The following is a 16,502-nucleotide window of genomic DNA, read 5'->3' as shown; positions in this document are numbered from 1 at the left end:
CCACACTCTTTAGGACATCTGCATGGCGCACGCCCTCCGTTCTGACCTCCGCAACGTCGCTATCGTCGCTCACGTCGACCACGGTAAGACCACCCTCGTCGACGCCATGCTGCGTCAGACGGGCTCCTTCGGCGAACACGCGCACGTCGATGAACGCGCGATGGACTCCAACGATCTGGAGCGTGAGAAGGGCATCACGATCCTCGCCAAGAACACGGCGATCACCTACAAGGGCAAGCATGCTCAGGGCAAGGAGATCACCATCAACGTGATCGACACGCCCGGCCACGCCGACTTCGGTGGAGAGGTCGAGCGCGGCCTGTCGATGGTCGACGGCGTCGTGCTGCTCGTCGACGCCAGCGAGGGCCCGCTCCCGCAGACCCGCTTCGTGCTGCGCAAGGCTCTCGAGGCCAAGCTTCCCGTCATCCTCCTGGTCAACAAGACCGACCGCCCCGACGCTCGCATCGCCGAGGTCGAGGAAGAGGCCCACGACCTGCTGCTCGGCCTCGCGTCCGACCTCGTCGACGACGTGCCCGACCTCGACGTCGACGCTCTGCTCGACGTCCCCGTCGTCTACGCGTCCGGCCGTGCCGGCGCCGCGTCGCGCAACCGTCCGGCCGACGGATCGCTGCCCGACAACGACGACCTCGAGCCGCTCTTCGAGGCGATCCTCGAGCATGTTCCCGCTCCGGAGTACGACGACGAGCACCCGCTGCAGGCCTGGGTCACGAACCTCGACTCCAGCCCGTTCCTCGGCCGCCTCGCGCTTCTCCGCGTCTTCAACGGCACGCTGAAGAAGGGCCAGACCGTCGCCTGGGTCCGTGCGGACGGCACGCACCAGAACGCACGTATCACCGAGCTGCTCAAGACGCGCGCGCTCGAGCGCTACCCCGCCGAGTCCGCCGGCCCCGGCGACATCGTCGCCATCGCCGGTTTCGAGAACATCACGATCGGCGAGACCATCGCCGACCCCGAGGACGTCCGCCCGCTTCCCGCGATCACGGTCGACGACCCCGCCATCTCGATGACGATCGGCACGAACACCTCGCCGCTGATGGGCAAGGTCAAGGGCCACAAGCTCACCGCTCGAATGGTCAAGGACCGTCTCGACAAGGAGCTGATCGGCAACGTCTCGCTTAAGGTGGTCGACATCGGACGCCCCGACGCCTGGGAGGTCCAGGGCCGCGGCGAGCTGGCGCTCGCCATCCTGGTCGAGAACATGCGTCGCGAGGGCTTCGAGCTCACCGTCGGCAAGCCGCAGGTGGTCACGAAGAAGATCGACGGCAAGACCTACGAGCCGTTCGAGCACCTCACCATCGACACTCCTGAGGAGCACCTCGGCGCGATCACGCAGCTGCTCGCGAACCGCAAGGGCCGCATGGAGAACATGACGAACCACGGCACCGGCTGGGTGCGCATGGAGTTCATCGTCCCGTCTCGTGGTCTGATCGGCTTCCGCAGCGAGTTCCTCACCACGACCCGCGGCACCGGAATCGCCAACGCGATCTCGCACGGCTACGAGCCGTGGGCAGGGTCGATCACGACCCGCCAGAACGGCTCGATCGTCGCCGACCGCTCGGGTGTCGTCACCCCGTTCGCGATGATCGCCCTGCAGGAGCGCATGTCCTTCTTCGTGCAGCCCACTCAGGAGGTCTACGAGGGCATGGTCATCGGCGAGAACTCGCGTGCCGACGACATGGACGTCAACATCACGAAGGAGAAGAAGCTCACCAACATGCGTGCGGCGAGCTCCGACACCTTCGAATCGATGACCCCTCCGCGCCAGCTCACCCTCGAGGAGAGCCTCGAGTTCGCGCGTGACGACGAATGCGTCGAGGTCACGCCCGAGGTCGTCCGCATCCGCAAGGTCAACCTCGACGCCAACACGCGTGCTCGCGACACCGCGCGCCTGAAGCGTCAGGACGCCGGCTCCTGAGAATCGTCTAAGAGAAGGGCCCTGTACCGCCGAAAACGGCTGTACAGGGCCCTTTTCTCACGAAACGTCCAGGCGAGCCGTTGCAGAATCGTTACCTTGCGCCTGGGGCGATCTCCCGATGAGTGTCCTGTGACGGGCGTACGACGACCCGAAAGTCGAACCCATGCTTCAGAACACCCGTGCGCTTCGGCGCGCCCACGCGGCGGCGTCAGCCCGCAACGCGATCACGGCACGTCGCCCCAAGCTGATTCTCGGAACGATCACCGGCGGTGTGCTCGGCCTCGCCCTGACCGTCGGCATGGTGTCGGCGCCCGCGGCTGGTGCCGAGGTGCCGGACGCCGTCGCCGGCGTCACGTCCTTCGTCACCGGCGAGACCGAGCAGCCGGCGAAGAGCGCCGACGACTCAGCCCTGACGATGGTCGCCGCTCAGGACGCCGTTGCTGCGGCCGAGGCGCTGAACGCCGAGGTCGCGGCATCGGGCCTCGACCTCGGCGCGGCACCCTCCTCGGTCGATACCTCCGACGTGACCGCCTGGGTCGATCAGCTCGCCGACCGCGATGAGTTCTCGAACAGGCAGCTCACGAGCCTCACTGCGTATGCGGTCACCGGCACGGACGAGATCGTCGCTGAGACCGCCGCCCTGCAGGAATCCTACGTGGCGGCTCAGCAGGCCAAAGCCGCTGCGGATGCGGCTGCCGAGCAGGCGGCCGCTGAAGCCGCCGCACTCGCTCAGACGAACACCGTCGACGGCGCGAAGGCCGCGGCGCGCGACATCGCGTCAGGTCAGTACGGGTGGGGCGCCGACCAGTTCTCCTGCCTGGATTCGCTGTGGACCAAGGAATCCGGGTGGAACTACCAGGCGTACAACGCCTCGGGCGGCGCGACGGGGATTCCGCAGGCTCTGCCCGGAAGCAAGATGGCGTCTGCCGGATCCGACTGGCAGACGAATGCGGCCACGCAGATCCGCTGGGGTCTCGGATACATCTCCTCCGTGTACGGCACCCCCTGCAGCGCGTGGGGGCACTCCCAGTCCGTGAACTGGTACTGAGCCTCCGCCGCCCGACCGGCACCACCGAGACCCACCCCGCATGCGTGCGGCGGTGGGTCTCGGCGTTTCAGGGCGCAGCCTGAAACCGGCGCTCCGTGCTCTAGGCAGAGCGAGGCATTGCCACTACGGTGAGCGGTGACGGCTGGGGGGTCGTGGACTCGGAGGAGAACGCATGGACGTCGCGGCACTGACAGACATCCCGCAGCAGGTGTCGACCGGCGCCCTGCCGGGGTGGGACCGCGTCGACGAGCTCGTGCGCGAAGCCCACCGCCGCTATGCGGACGACCGCACGGGTGCAGTCGCCGATTACATCCCCGTGCTCGCGGAGGCCGACCCCGAGCTGTTCGGTCTCGCGGTCATCGAGGTCGATGGCGGCCTGCATGACGCCGGAGACGCGCTGCATCCGTTCTCGATCCAGTCGATCTCGAAGATGTTCGTGTACGCGCTGGCCATCCAGGAGCACGGCCATGAGCGGGTTCGCGAGATCGTGGGGGTCAACAACACCGGGCTCGCCTTCAACTCGCTGATGGCGCTCGAGCTCAACGCGGGGCATCCGATGAATCCGATGGTCAACGCGGGTGCGATCGCCACCACGGCGCTGATGCCGGGGCAGACGTCCGTCGAGCAGTGGGAGCGCGTCCGGGAGGGGTTGTCGGCCTTCGCCGGACGCCCGCTGAGTCTTGACGGGGTCGTCTATGCGTCCGAGGCGGAGACGAACGAGCGGAACCGAGCGATGGGGTGGCTGCTGCGAAGCTACGGGCGGCTGACCGGCGACCCGGATGACGTGGTCGACGTCTACACGCGTCAGTGCGCGCTCAGCGTCACCGCTCATGACCTCGCGGTGATGGGCGCGACGCTCGCAGACGGCGGCGTGAACCCCATCACGGGTGAGCGCGTCGTCTCGGCGGACGTCTGCCGCGACACTCTCGCCGTGGTGGCGTCGACCGGCCTCTACGAGACTTCGGGGGAGTGGCTGTTCGAGATCGGCCTGCCGGCCAAGTCGGGGGTCGCCGGAGGCATCGTGGCTGTCGCCCCCGGCAAGGGGGCGGTCGCCGGATTCTCACCTCGCCTCGACCGAGCCGGCAACTCTGTGCGGTCGCAGCTCGCGATCGGCCATCTCTCGCGCGCACTCGGCCTGAACCTCTTCGCTTCCGCGCCGTCGGCGACCCCTCGCTCGACGGACTGACCCCTCTCACCGCTCGGAGGACCCTGTCATGACACACACCGCTCCGGCTCCCACGAAGACCTCCTGGATGCCGCTCGTCAGCCTCTTCCTCGCCCAGGTGCTCATGTCGTTCAACGTGGCCGCCCTTCCGATCTCGCTCGGCGGCATGGTCAGCGAGTTCGGCGTGCCGCCGACTGTCGCCAGCACGACGATCGTGATGTACGGGCTCGCCGTGGCCGCACTGGTGATGACCGGCGCGAAGCTCGGCCAGCGCATCGGGTGGGTGCTCATCTTCCGGATCGTGATCGGCCTCTTCGCCGCATCCTCGGTGCTCATGATCGTGTCGCCGAGCGTGGGCTGGGCCATCGCCGGGCAGGCGGTCGCGGGCGCTGCCGCGGCGATCATCGTGCCCTCGATCGTGGCGCTGATCGCCGAGAACTATCGCGGAGCGCAGCAGGCGACCGCGATCGGTGCGATCGGCTCGGCCAGGGCCATCTCGGGGGTCACGGCCTTCCTGATCGGCGGCACCCTGGGAACGCTCGTCGGATGGCGTCCGATGTTCTTCATCGTGTTCGGCATCGCGGTGGTGGTGTTCGCCTTCAGCTTCACGCTTCGCGGCGATCGCGGCGACGCGTCGATCCGCATCGACCTCGTGGCGTCGCTGCTCATCGGTGCGGCGATCGTCCTCCTCACCCTCGGCTTCAACAACCTCAACGGGTGGGGTGCCGTCGCCGCGACGGAGGCTGCGCCCTTCAGCATCCTGGGGCTCTCCCCAGCTCCCGCCTTCGTGGTCGTGGGAATCGTGCTCGGGCAGTGCTTCTTCGTGTGGACGCGGAGGCGGATGGCCGAGGGCAAGGTGCCGCTGATCGACCTCAGCATCCTGGACTCCTCGAAGGAGCGAGCGGCCGTCTATGCGATGTTCATCGTCGTGGCTCTCGAGGCGTGCGTGAACTTCACCATCCCGCTGTACATCCAGATCGTGCAGGGGAGGACGCCTTTCGACACATCCCTCGCGATGATGCCCTTCAACCTGACGGTCTTCATCACGGCCACCCTCGTCGTCCGGTTCTACAAGCGCTACCCGCCGCGGGTGATCGGCGTCTTCGGGTTCATCCTGACCACGGTCGCGCTCGTCTGGCTGTCCGTCGTGGTCAACAACAACTGGGAGACCCTGCCCACGATCCTGGGGCTGATCGTCTTCGGCATCGGCCAGGGCGCGCTCGTGACGCTCGTGTTCAACGTGCTCGTCACCTCGGCGCCCGCCGAGCTCGCGGGGGATGTCGGTTCGCTCCGAGGCACCACGCAGAACCTCGCCTCCGCGGTCGGCACCGCTCTGGCGGGCGCGCTCCTCGTATCGCTCCTCGGATTGAGCATCGGTCGTGCGGTCGTCGAGCATCCCGAGCTGCCGCCCTCGCTCGTCGCGCAGGTCGACATGGACAACCTCAACTTCGTCAGCAACGACGACCTCCGCGCCGCCCTCGAGCAGACCGATGCGACCCCCGAGCAGATCGACGCGGCGGTGGCCGTCAACGAGGAGTCTCGTCTGGGCACGCTGCGACTCGGGCTGCTGCTGCTCGCCGGCCTCAGCGCGGTGGCGATCCTGCCCGCATCGAGGCTTCCGAAGTACAAGCCCGAGGAGATCCCCGACCCGTCACCGGTCTCGGGTTCGGGTCCGGGGCCGGAATGATGCTCAGCGGAGTTCGGAGATGAGAACCGCGCTTGTACCGGCGACGATCGCCTCGAACACGTGCGGTGCGTCTCCGGCGTACGAGAGGTAGTCGCCGGGGTTCAACAGCACAGGGGCGTCTGTCGGTCCGATCAGAGCTTGCCCCGAGATGAGGACCACGTGCTCGGTGGTGCCCGGATGATGCGGATCGGAGCGCCGCGGATCACCGGGTTCCGCCTGGATCAGGTACACATCCCTGCGGGCGCCCGGCGGGCTCGCAGACAGCAGCGTCGCGCTGTACGCCGCCGCTGACGACGGCACACCGGCGAGGTCGTCGGCGCGGATGAGCGTCGGCGCGTTGATCTGCTGGTCGACGAGCACGGCGAAAGGCACCCCGAGCGCGACACCCAGAGCCCACAGCGTCTCGACGCTGGGATTGCCGGAGCCTGATTCGAGTTGCGAGACAGTCGCCTTCGAGATCCCCGCCCGACGCGCGAGCTCGGAGACGGACAGCGCGGCTCTCTCACGTTCGTTGCGCACGGTACGGGCGATGCGGGTGCGGAGATCCTCCATCTGTTCAGTATGTCAAACGATCGTTCGCTTGACTATCCATGAGGCGTTGTTCAGAATGATGATCATGTGTTCACTGCAGCGAACGATCTCGCGATGACCGCTGAGCGCGAAGTCTGGCGCGAGGCGCTGGGCGTGGTTCTCGCGACCAGCGCCTATGGCGTCTCTTTCGGCGCGCTCGCCGTGGCATCCGGTCTGGATGTCTGGCAGACGTGCGTGCTCAGCCTGCTGATGTTCACGGGCGGATCGCAGTTCGCATTCGTCGGCGTGTTCGCCGCCGGAGGCGTGTCGGCGCTTCCCTCGGCCATCGCCTCGGCGACGCTGCTCGGGGTGCGCAACGTCGCCTACGGCATGCGGATGTCTCCGATCGTCGGAACCACGCCCGCCCGCCGAGTCGCGGCGGCGCACTTCACGATCGACGAGTCCACCGCGGTGGCCATCTCGCAGAGAGATCCTCGTCTGAGGCAGGTCGGCTTCTGGGTGACCGGCATCGGGATCTTCATCGGATGGAACATCACGACGCTGATCGGCGCTCTGGTCGGCGACGTGCTCGGCGACCCGAAGACCTGGGGGCTGGATGCTGCCGCTGCCGCTGCGTTCCTGGCTCTGCTCTGGCCGCGCCTCAAGGAGCGCCAGGCGATCGCGGTCGGTGTGGCCGCAGCTGTCGTGGCCGCGTCGCTCACGCCCTTGATCATGCCCGGTCTGCCCGTGCTGGTCGCGGCTGTCGTCGCGATCGTCGTCGGCTGGTTCAACTGGCTGGGACGAGTCGACGGCTCCACGGCCGGCCCCGGGGAGATCGACCGATGAGCGTGTGGAGCGCGATCCTGCTCGCTGCGGTGATCTGCCTGGCGCTCAAGGCCAGCGGTTATCTCGTTCCGCCGAGCGTGCTCGAGGCGCCACGACCGGCTCGCATCTCCGACCTGCTGACCGTGGCGCTCCTCGCCGCACTCGTGGCTGTGCAGACTCTCGGAGCCGGGCAGGCCGTGGTCGTCGATGCACGGGTCCCCGCTCTGCTCGTCGCGGCCGGTCTTCTGTGGTTGCGTCAGTCGTTCCTGGTCGTGGTGTTCGCCGCTGCGGTCGTCGCCGCGATCCTGAGGCTTCTCGGCCTCGCTGCCTGAGTCGAGCAGATCCTCGGCGCGCGTAGGATCGACTCGTGCGTACTGGATGGATCTCCCGGGTGCTTTCCTGGATCGCCGCGGCTCTCGTCGGCGGCGTCTTCGGCGTCGCGGGAACGATCGGACACAGCCTGATGTGGGGACCGGTGCCCGTGGGGCTGCTGGTGGGAGCGGTCGCGTGCGGGGCGATCCTCGTCGCGATCCGGGCGCTCACCCACGACCGGGGCGCGACTCTCGCCGCGGGGCTCGGCATGCTCGGCATGCTGATGCTGATCTCCGGCGTCGGCCCTGGTGGGTCGGTGGTCGTCGAAGACACGCTCAGCGGTCGCATCTGGACCTATCTCGTCGCCGGACTCGTGCTTCTCGCCGTGGCATGGCCGTCCTTCTCCCGGCTTCCCGCGCGCACCGATGCGCCTGCGCCTGCGCCCGCAATGTCGTCTGGGGCGTCCGACGGCGAAGCGCCGAGTGCTCGGCGTGCCCCCGCTCTGGGCGATCGGACCGGCGGCGAGTCGTAGACTGGTCGAGTGACGTATGTGATCGCTCTCCCGTGCGTCGATGTCAAGGATCGCGCCTGCATCGACGAGTGCCCCGTTGACTGTATCTACGAGGGCGAACGCTCGCTGTACATCCACCCCGACGAATGCGTCGACTGCGGCGCGTGCGAACCCGTCTGCCCCGTCGAGGCGATCTACTACGAAGACGACCTGCCGGATGAATGGCAGGACTACTACAAGGCCAACGTCGAGTTCTTCGACGAGGTCGGCTCTCCGGGTGGTGCCGCCAAGGTCGGCGTCATCGCGCACGATCACCCGATCATCGCCGCTCTCCCGCCACAGGGCGAGTAGTCGGTGAGCGTTCGGGATCTCGCCGACTATCCGTGGGATGCGGTCGTTCCCTATCGTCAGCGCGCTGCCCTGCATCCGGAGGGGATCGTCGACCTGTCCGTCGGGTCGCCCGTCGACCCGACGCCCGAGCTGATCCGCCGAGCTCTGTCGGAGGCGACGGACGCGCACGCGTACCCGCAGACCGTCGGCACTCCCGCTCTGCGTGAGGCGATCGTCGCGTGGTACGCCCGCCGCAGGGGAGTGGTCGACCTCACGGTCGACAACGTCCTGCCCACGATCGGCTCGAAGGAGCTCGTGGCCCTGCTGCCGACCCTGCTCGGTCTCGGCGCCGGCGACATCGTCGTGCATCCCCGAATCGCATACCCGACCTACGAGGTGGGTGCCCGCGTCGTCGGGGCCACGCCGCTGCCTTCCGACGATCCTGCCGACTGGCCCGAGGGCACCAAGCTCATCTGGATCAACACGCCGGGCAACCCCGACGGTCGCACCTGGACGGTGGAGGAGCTCTCCGCCGCGGTTCTGCGCGCTCGGGAGCTGGGGGCCGTGCTCGCGAGCGACGAGTGCTACGCCGAGCTCGGGTGGGACGGCCAGTGGGCGACCGAGCCGATCCCCTCGGTCCTCGACCCGCGCGTGACGGGTGGGAGCAGGGCGAATCTGCTCAGCGTCTACTCGCTGAGCAAGCAGTCGAATCTCGCCGGCTACCGGGCCGCTTTCGTGGCGGGGTGCGCGCGCATCGTCGGAGAGCTGCTCACCGCGCGCAAGCACCTGGGGCTGATGCCACCGGAGCCTGTGCAGCACGCGATGGCCGTGGCTCTGGGTGACGACGAGCACGTCGCGGCTCAGAAGGAGCTCTACCGTGGGCGGCGCGACATCCTGCGGCCGGCGCTCGAAGCTGCGGGGTTCCGGATCGATGGATCGGAAGCCGGCCTCTACCTGTGGGCGACCGAGGGGCAGGATGCCTGGACGAGCATCGAGAGGCTTGCGGATCTCGGCATCCTCGCGGGTCCCGGCCCCTTCTACGGCGCGTTCTCGAACGAGCACGTGCGGCTGGCGCTGACGGCTCCTTCCGAACGGATCGCCGAGGGCGCCCGGCGCCTGCGCGAACAAGCCGTGTAGGTTCTCGCCTCAGACTGCGGGTTCTTTTGTCGGTTGTCACAGTAGGCCTGTGTGCCTACTAGGCTGTAAAGGCGATTCGGTTGTGTATCGATGATCTCGAACAGACCTGGTGCTCAGCGCCGTGACATCGCCACATCCGACTTGATGAAGATCCATGAGGAGGCCCGCGTGAGCGCAGCGGCAGAGCAGCAGGCGACAGCGAAGCTGACGATCGGCGATACGACCGCTGAGTTCCCACTCGTGCGAGGCACGGCGGGCACCGACAGCATCGACTTCTCGACGCTGACGCGGCAGACCGGCTACACAGGGCTCGACTACGGTTTCGTCAACACCGCGTCCACCAAGTCCGCGATCACCTTCATCGACGGAGACAAGGGCATCCTGCGCTACCGCGGATATCCGATCGAGCAGCTCGCGGGATCGACGAGCTACCTCGAGGTCGCCTGGCTCCTCATCTACGGTGAGCTGCCCTCCGCCGCCGAGCTCGCGGAGTTCGATGAGAAGATCCGTCGGCACACGCTGCTGCATGAAGACCTGAAGCGGTTCTTCTCGGCGCTGCCGCACACGGCGCACCCGATGTCTGTGCTGTCGTCGGCCGTCGCCGCTCTCTCGACCTACTACGAGGGTCAGACCGACCCGCACAACCCCGAGCACGTCGAGCTGAACATGATCCGGATGCTGGCGAAGCTGCCGGTCATCGCCGCCTACGCGCACAAGAAGAGCATCGGCCAGGCGTTCCTCTACCCCGACAACTCCCTCGGCTTCGTCGAGAACTTCCTCAAGCTCAACTTCGGCGTGCACTCCGAGGAGTACCAGGTCAATCCGGTCATGTCGAAGGCCCTCGAGCTGCTGCTCATCCTGCACGAGGACCACGAGCAGAACGCGTCGACCTCGACCGTGCGTCTGGTCGGCTCGACCGGTGCGAACCAGTTCGCATCGATCTCTGCGGGCATCCAGGCGCTGTCCGGCCCGCTGCACGGTGGTGCGAACGAAGCCGTCCTCACGATGCTCGGCCAGATCCGTGACTCCGGCCAGAGCGTGTCTCGCTTCGTCGAGCGGGTGAAGAACAAGGAAGAGGGCGTGAAGCTCATGGGCTTCGGGCACCGGGTCTACAAGAACTACGACCCCCGCGCCAAGCTCGTCAAGGAAGCAGCCGGTGAGGTGCTCGCCGAGCTCGGCGTCACGGACCCGCTTCTCGACCTCGCTCAGGAACTCGAAGAGCTCGCTCTCGCAGACGACTACTTCAAGGAGCGTCGTCTCTACCCGAACGTCGACTTCTACACCGGTGTGATCTATAAGGCGATGGGCTTCCCGACCCGCATGTTCACCGTGCTGTTCGCGATCGGTCGTCTCCCCGGGTGGCTCGCGCAGTGGCGTGAGCTGCAGCTCGACCCGCAGACCAAGATCGGCCGCCCGCAGCAGCTCTACACGGGATCTCCCGAGCGCACCTTCCAGACTCGCTGACGCCGAGCGCGATGCCTGTCGTCAGCGCCGAAGCGGTCGTGCCGGTGGACCCCGCGACGGCGTTCGCGGTGTCTCAGACGACGGGAGCGGTGCGGCGACGCTGGGACCGCTTCATCAGCGAGCAGCACCTCATGGACGACGCGGATGCGCCCGCCAAGGGTGTGCGCACCTTCACCCGGCAGCGGTTCGGTCTCTCGATGGTCAGCCGCTACGTGTCGTACGCCCCACCCACGAACGTGGGCATGGTGATGGAGCGGGGTCCCTGGTTCTTCACCAAGCTCGGTGGCGGCTGGCGGTTCACCGAGGTGCCGGAGGGCACGCTGGCTGTGTGGAAGTACAACTTCTCGTGCCGCCCCGCGTGGCTCGCACCGTTCGCCGAATGGATCGGAGTTCGAGTGCTCGGCTTCGAGATCCGTCGTCGCCTCGCCGGGTTCGCCCGCGGTTGCTCGGATCCGAAGGTGCTGGCGGCGGTAGGACGCTGATCACGGCGCCCTCCGCACACTCCGGTTTCGTCGGGGCGCAGAAAGGCGGGTGCGTCGATGCCTGAGCATCGGCGCACCCGCCTCTCTTGCAGCGGGGTTCAGCGACCCTGCGAGCTCCAGCCACGGCCGCCCTGGTTGCGCGACTGACCGCCCTGGCGAGATCCGCCCTGGCCGCCCTGTCGCGAACCGGTCTGCGCTGCCGGCGCACCCTGACCACTCTGGCCAGAGCGGGGACGACGGCTGCGACGCGACGGCGGGTTGGCGGCCGAGTTGCGCTCGCCGCCCGCGGGACGCTGCTTGGGCGCCTGGCGCTGCTGCGCCTGGACGGGAGCAGGACGCACGTGTGCGGCGCGCTCGGGAACCAGCTCGCTGACGGCGGCCGTCGTGACGGGCTCGAGAGCGGCGCTGATCGCTGCTTTGCGCAGCAGATCCTTCACATCGCGGCGCTGCTCGGGGAGCACCACCGTGACGACCGTTCCTGCGGCTCCGGCACGAGCAGTGCGACCTGAGCGGTGCAGGTATGCCTTGTGCTCCATGGGCGGGTCGACGTGGACGACGAGATCGACGTTGTCGACGTGCACTCCGCGGGCAGCGACGTCGGTGGCGACGAGGACGCGCACGCCGCCGTCTTCGGGGGCTGCCGAGAAGGCGCCGAGGTTGCGCTCACGCGCATTCTGCGACAGGTTGCCGTGCAGGTCGACGGCCGGGATGCCGGCTGCGGTGAGCTGCTTCGCGAGCTTCTTGGCCTGGTGCTTCGTGCGGGTGAAGAGGATGCGCCGGCCGGTGCCCGACGCGAGCTCGCGCACGAGCTCGGTCTTGTTGTCGGTCGAGTCGACGACCAGCACGCGGTGGGTCATCTCGCCGACGGGCACGCTCTCTTCGTCGACCTCGTGGCTGACGGCGTTCGACAGGAAGCGGCGGGCGAGCGTGTCGATGCCGCGGTCGAGGGTTGCGCTGAAGAGCAGACGCTGGCCGCCGGCCGGCGTGGCGGTGAGGATGCGGGTGACGCCCGGGAGGAACCCGAGGTCGGCCATGTGGTCGGCCTCGTCGAGGACGGTGACCTCGACGGCGTCGAGCTGCACGACCCGCTGCTTCATCAGGTCTTCCAGACGGCCGGGGCACGCGACGACGATGTCGACGCCGTTGCGCATCGCCTGCTCCTGCGGGCGCTGGCTGACGCCGCCGAAGACGGTCGTGACGCGCAGGCCCTTGGCCTCGGCGAGCGGTGCGATGGTCGCTGCGATCTGCGTGGCGAGCTCCCTGGTCGGCGCGAGCACGAGACCACGCGGGTGACCGGGGCGGCTGCTGCGCGAAGATGCGGAGAGGCGGGCGACGAGGGGGAGGGCGAACGCGATCGTCTTGCCGCTGCCGGTGCGGCCGCGGCCGAGGAGGTCACGACCGGCGAGGGAATCGGGAAGCGTGTCGCGCTGAATCGCGAACGCCTCGGTCTTGCCGTCCTTGGTGAGGACGGCGGCGAGGTCGGCGGGCACGCCGAGATCGAGGAAGGAAGTCATAAAGGTATCTCCGTGAGAATGCACGCACGTACCAACGGGCCGGGTGCGGAAGGGTGGGCGACGGCGCGGGATCGCGCATCGTTTCGCCGTTCGAAATGGCCAGAACCAGGCAAGTGGCGCGGGAGCGTGTCGACGACGCAGACGACTCGCAGTGCGAGGATCGTCGATTCGACACTATCACGCGTCAGGGGGAGAAGCCTGGGACGCGCTCCCGCTCAGCGCGTCGCTCAGGCGTGGAGCGCCTCGTTGAGTGTCACGCCGACACCCGCGCGCCGCACGGCCTCAACTGCTCCGCTGAGCGAATTGCGGCGGAACAGCAGGCCGTTCTGGCCCGACAGCTCAGCGCCCTTGACGGTCTTCCTGCCGCCGTCAGGGGTCGCCGGAGCGTCGAGGAGCACGACCTTGGTGCCCGCCGTCACGTAGAGCCCGGCTTCCACGACGCAGTCGTCGCCGAGCGAGATGCCGATTCCCGCGTTGGCGCCCAACAGAGTGCGGGATCCGATCGAGACGCGGTGTGCACCGCCACCCGAGAGCGTGCCCATGATCGACGAACCGCCGCCGATGTCGCTGCCGTCGCCGACCACGACCCCCTGAGAGATGCGTCCTTCGACCATCGACGCACCCAGCGTGCCCGCGTTGAAGTTCACGAAGCCCTCATGCATGACCGTCGTGCCGGGGGAGAGGTGGGCGCCGAGGCGGACGCGTGAGGCATCAGCGATGCGCACGCCCGCCGGCTGCACGTAGTCGGTGAGTCTGGGGAACTTGTCGAGCCCCTGCACCTGGATCCCTGCCCGCTGCAGCAACGGGCGAAGTCGTGCGGCGTCATCGGGGTGCACGGGGCCGGCGTTGGTCCAGGCCACGTTCGGCAGGTGGGCGAAGATGCCGTCGAGGTTGAGCTCGTTCGGCCGCACGACCAGGTGTGAGAGCGCGTGCAGTCGCAGATAGGCGTCGACTGTCGACGTGGGCGCGGCATCCAGATCGATGTGCAGCTGCACGGTCTCGATGGTGACGTTGCGTCGCTCGTCGGGACCTGCCAGCGCTTCGAGCGCGAGGAGTGCGGCCTCGGCGTCTTCGGCCGACGGGGCTTCGGTGAGCACCCCGGGGAACCACGCGTCGAGAACTGTGCCGTCGCCGGCGGTCGTCGAAAGTCCGGTACCCCACACGGTGCGCGCCTCAGTCATGCCTCCACGGTATCGCGAGCGGGCGTGGACGATCGCACAGATGTCGGGGTAAGTAGGCTGGGTGCATGATGCTCGATCTGACAGCGTCCTCTGTCGACCTGACCCGTGCGATCTGCGACATCCCGAGTGTCTCGGGTGACGAGAAGACGCTCGCGGACGCCATCGAGGAGGCGATCTCCGTCTACTCCCACCTCGAGGTGATCCGTCACGGCAACACGATCGTCGCCCGTACGAACCTCGGACGAGCCCAGAGGGTGGCGATCGCAGGGCACATCGACACTGTGCCGATCAACGGCAACGTGCCGACGAAGGACCTCGAGATCGACGGTGTCGCCCATCTCTGGGGTCGAGGGACCGTCGACATGAAGAGCGGCACCGCGGTGCAGCTCAAACTCGCGGCCGAGCTCACCGAGCCCACGGTCGACATCACCTGGATGTGGTACGACAACGAGGAGGTCGAGGCGTCGAAGAACGGGCTGGCTCTCCTCGCTGCGGTGCGGCCGGACCTCTTCCGGGCCGATTTCGCGATCCTCGGTGAGCCGTCGAACGGTGAGGTCGAAGGCGGCTGCAACGGCACGATGCGTGCGATCGTGCGCACCACCGGCGTGCGCGCGCACGCCGCCCGCGCCTGGATAGGAGAGAACGCCATCCATCGGGCGGCCCCGATCCTCGCGCGTCTGGCCGAGTACCGTGCGAAGGAGATCGCGGTCGACGGACTGCTGTATCGCGAGAGCATGAGCGCCGTCCGGATCACGGGAGGGGTCGCGGGCAATGTGATTCCCGATGCGTGCGAGGTCGAGGTGAACTACCGGTTCGCTCCGAGCAAGTCGGCGGCGGATGCAGAAGCGCACATCCGCAACCTGCTGGCAGGTTTCGACGTGGAGATCACCGATGCCGCCGAAGGCGCGCGGCCAGGTCTCGATGCCCCGATCGCCCGGGACTTCGTGACTGCCGTCGGCGCCGAGCCGCGCCCCAAGTACGGATGGACCGACGTCGCTCGCTTCTCGGCCCTCGGCATCCCCGCCGTGAACTACGGACCGGGGGACCCGCACCTCGCGCATCATGACGAGGAGCGCGTTCCGCTCGCGCAGATCGACGCCGTCGAGCGAGGACTGCGCGCATGGCTCAGTTCGCGCTGACCGCGACCCGTCGGTGGGCGGCCGCACCGCTGGCGCTGCGGATCGCCCTGATCTACCTCGCGGCGCGCGCTGTGACGACCGCGATGATGATCGCGGCGGCGACGCTGTCGACGTCGCTGTCGAGGTTCGGGGCAGAGCCGGGGCTCGCCGACTTCATCGTCGGGTGGGATGCGCAGTGGTACTGGCTCGTCGCCGAAGAGGGATATCCGTCTTCTCTTCCCCTCACCGAGTCCGGTGAGGTCGCAGAGAACGCCTGGGCGTTCATGCCGGTGTTCGCTTTCGCCGCCAAGACGGTCGGGTTCGTGTTCGGCTCGTGGGGGATGGGCGCTTTCCTGCTGTCGTTCGTGGCCGGTTACTTCGCCTGCCTCGCGCTGCACCGACTGCTGCGTGAGCGCATCGGCGCGCGGGCGACGATGTGGTCGGTGGTGTTCTTCGCCTCCGGACCTGTCGCGGCGATGTTCCAGGTCGGATACGCCGAGACCCTGTTCCTCCTCCTGCTGTTCCTGGCGCTCGACGCGACGGTGCGCAGGAACTACGTCTGGCTCTATCTGCTCATCCCCGTCATGGCGTTCACGAGACCGGGGATCCTCGCATTCGCGCTCTACCTCGGTCTGCACGGCATCCTCCGCTGGTGGCACCGCCGAGACGACCCGCTCGCCCTGCGGGAGATCGTGCACATCGTGGCGCTCGGCGCCCTCGCCACGATCGCGGGCTTCTCGTGGCAGGTCATCGCGGGCATCGTCACCGGAGACCCCGGCGCGTACCTCGCGACCGAGCTCGCCTGGCGCAGGAACTGGCTCGTCGGCGGCGTCGAGGGTTTCGTGCCGTTCGAAGGCTGGATCCAGGCGTCCCAGTTCTGGTTCGCCCAGTGGGGGCTTCCCGGCGCGTGGGGCCCCGTCGCTCTGGCGCTCCTCGTCGTGGTGGCGGGTGCGGCTCTGCTCTATCTGCCCCAGGTGCGCGCGCTCGGTCCCGATCTCAGGCTCTGGAGCGCGAGCTACCTCCTCTATCTGCTCGCCGTCTTCTTCCCGCAGTCGAGCACTTTCCGGCTGCTCCTGCCGTTGAGTCCTGCCTGGGGAGCACTCGCGGTGCCGCGCTCGCGCGTCTGGCGGCTGGGGGTTCTGGCGGTCTGCCTGCTGGGTCAGTGGCTCTGGATCTACCACATCTATGCGTTGGGGAACACGTTCTGGCAGGTGCCGTGAATGTTAAGGCTTGATGCATTTCTTCATAGGGGACATCCAGGTTCCGGTAACACCCGATAAAC

The 16,502-nt window shown here is 67.9% G+C and carries 16 protein-coding genes; 13 read left to right on the top strand and 3 right to left on the bottom strand.

Annotation, left to right across the window (positions count from 1 at the left end; all coding sequences use genetic code 11):
* Nucleotides 1–22: 22 nt before the first annotated feature.
* The 4 genes from typA to RU09_RS16965 all read left to right on the top strand — a co-directional run bounded on the left by typA (nucleotide 23) and on the right by RU09_RS16965 (nucleotide 5,836).
* The gene (gene typA / locus RU09_RS16980; protein WP_042542007.1) at nucleotides 23–1,936 is read left to right on the top strand and encodes a translational GTPase TypA; all 1,914 of its coding nucleotides are present in this window, start codon (nucleotides 23–25) and stop codon (nucleotides 1,934–1,936) included.
* Nucleotides 1,937–2,099: 163 nt separating this feature from the next.
* The gene (locus tag RU09_RS16975; RefSeq protein ID WP_052493020.1) at nucleotides 2,100–2,984 is read left to right on the top strand and encodes a phospholipase; all 885 of its coding nucleotides are present in this window, start codon (nucleotides 2,100–2,102) and stop codon (nucleotides 2,982–2,984) included.
* A 172-nt stretch (nucleotides 2,985–3,156) separates the two neighbouring features.
* Nucleotides 3,157–4,170: a glutaminase A gene (glsA, locus tag RU09_RS16970; RefSeq protein WP_042542006.1), complete on the top strand. Its 1,014-nt coding sequence runs from the start codon at nucleotides 3,157–3,159 to the stop codon at nucleotides 4,168–4,170.
* 28 nt (nucleotides 4,171–4,198) lie between these two features.
* Nucleotides 4,199–5,836: an MFS transporter gene (locus RU09_RS16965; protein ID WP_042542005.1), complete on the top strand. Its 1,638-nt coding sequence runs from the start codon at nucleotides 4,199–4,201 to the stop codon at nucleotides 5,834–5,836.
* 3 nt (nucleotides 5,837–5,839) lie between these two features.
* On the opposite strand, the gene RU09_RS16960 is transcribed toward RU09_RS16965, so the two are convergent.
* Nucleotides 5,840–6,388, bottom strand: a complete 549-nt coding sequence (locus RU09_RS16960; RefSeq protein ID WP_042542004.1) for a helix-turn-helix domain-containing protein — start codon at nucleotides 6,386–6,388, stop codon at nucleotides 5,840–5,842.
* Nucleotides 6,389–6,481: 93 nt separating this feature from the next.
* Here RU09_RS16960 and RU09_RS16955 point away from each other — a divergent pair, with 93 nt between their 5' ends.
* From RU09_RS16955 to RU09_RS16925, 7 genes are all read left to right on the top strand, one after another.
* Nucleotides 6,482–7,192 (top strand): AzlC family ABC transporter permease, encoded by a 711-nt coding sequence (locus tag RU09_RS16955; protein WP_042542193.1) that lies wholly within the window; start codon nucleotides 6,482–6,484, stop codon nucleotides 7,190–7,192.
* On the top strand, nucleotides 7,189–7,503 hold the full coding sequence (locus RU09_RS16950) for an AzlD domain-containing protein (protein WP_042542003.1): 315 nt from the start codon (nucleotides 7,189–7,191) through the stop codon (nucleotides 7,501–7,503). The genes RU09_RS16955 and RU09_RS16950 overlap by 4 nt, the downstream gene beginning before the upstream one ends.
* Nucleotides 7,504–7,538: 35 nt before the next feature.
* Nucleotides 7,539–8,015, top strand: a complete 477-nt coding sequence (locus RU09_RS16945) for a histidinol dehydrogenase (protein ID WP_228385672.1) — start codon at nucleotides 7,539–7,541, stop codon at nucleotides 8,013–8,015.
* Between the two features lie 9 nt (nucleotides 8,016–8,024).
* Nucleotides 8,025–8,345 (top strand): ferredoxin, encoded by a 321-nt coding sequence (gene fdxA, locus RU09_RS16940; protein WP_042542002.1) that lies wholly within the window; start codon nucleotides 8,025–8,027, stop codon nucleotides 8,343–8,345.
* A gap of 3 nt (nucleotides 8,346–8,348) precedes the next feature.
* Nucleotides 8,349–9,461 (top strand): succinyldiaminopimelate transaminase, encoded by a 1,113-nt coding sequence (gene dapC, locus RU09_RS16935; RefSeq protein WP_042542001.1) that lies wholly within the window; start codon nucleotides 8,349–8,351, stop codon nucleotides 9,459–9,461.
* 144 nt (nucleotides 9,462–9,605) lie between these two features.
* Nucleotides 9,606–10,925, top strand: a complete 1,320-nt coding sequence (locus RU09_RS16930) for a citrate synthase (protein ID WP_153302153.1) — start codon at nucleotides 9,606–9,608, stop codon at nucleotides 10,923–10,925.
* An 11-nt stretch (nucleotides 10,926–10,936) separates the two neighbouring features.
* Nucleotides 10,937–11,407, top strand: a complete 471-nt coding sequence (locus RU09_RS16925; RefSeq protein WP_042542000.1) for an SRPBCC family protein — start codon at nucleotides 10,937–10,939, stop codon at nucleotides 11,405–11,407.
* Between the two features lie 98 nt (nucleotides 11,408–11,505).
* Here the strand turns inward: RU09_RS16925 and RU09_RS16920 are convergent, their stop codons facing one another.
* Nucleotides 11,506–12,921, bottom strand: a complete 1,416-nt coding sequence (locus RU09_RS16920) for a DEAD/DEAH box helicase (protein ID WP_042541999.1) — start codon at nucleotides 12,919–12,921, stop codon at nucleotides 11,506–11,508.
* 227 nt (nucleotides 12,922–13,148) lie between these two features.
* Nucleotides 13,149–14,102: a 2,3,4,5-tetrahydropyridine-2,6-dicarboxylate N-succinyltransferase gene (gene dapD, locus RU09_RS16915; RefSeq protein WP_042541998.1), complete on the bottom strand. Its 954-nt coding sequence runs from the start codon at nucleotides 14,100–14,102 to the stop codon at nucleotides 13,149–13,151.
* Nucleotides 14,103–14,167: 65 nt separating this feature from the next.
* Between dapD and dapE the strand changes: the two genes are divergently transcribed.
* Both dapE and RU09_RS16905 read left to right on the top strand, forming a co-directional pair.
* The gene (dapE, locus tag RU09_RS16910) at nucleotides 14,168–15,241 is read left to right on the top strand and encodes a succinyl-diaminopimelate desuccinylase (RefSeq protein ID WP_042541997.1); all 1,074 of its coding nucleotides are present in this window, start codon (nucleotides 14,168–14,170) and stop codon (nucleotides 15,239–15,241) included.
* Nucleotides 15,223–16,440 carry a hypothetical protein gene (locus tag RU09_RS16905; protein WP_042541996.1) on the top strand — a complete coding sequence of 406 codons (1,218 nt, stop codon included), beginning with the start codon at nucleotides 15,223–15,225 and terminating at the stop codon, nucleotides 16,438–16,440. Before dapE ends, RU09_RS16905 begins: the two co-directional genes overlap by 19 nt.
* The last annotated feature ends 62 nt before the right edge of the window (nucleotides 16,441–16,502 follow it).

Source organism: Microbacterium sp. MEJ108Y, assembly GCF_000834175.1.
Lineage (GTDB): Bacteria > Actinomycetota > Actinomycetes > Actinomycetales > Microbacteriaceae > Microbacterium > Microbacterium forte.
Note: the sequence above shows the minus strand (reverse complement) of the source record. Positions and strands in the feature narration are given on the sequence as shown.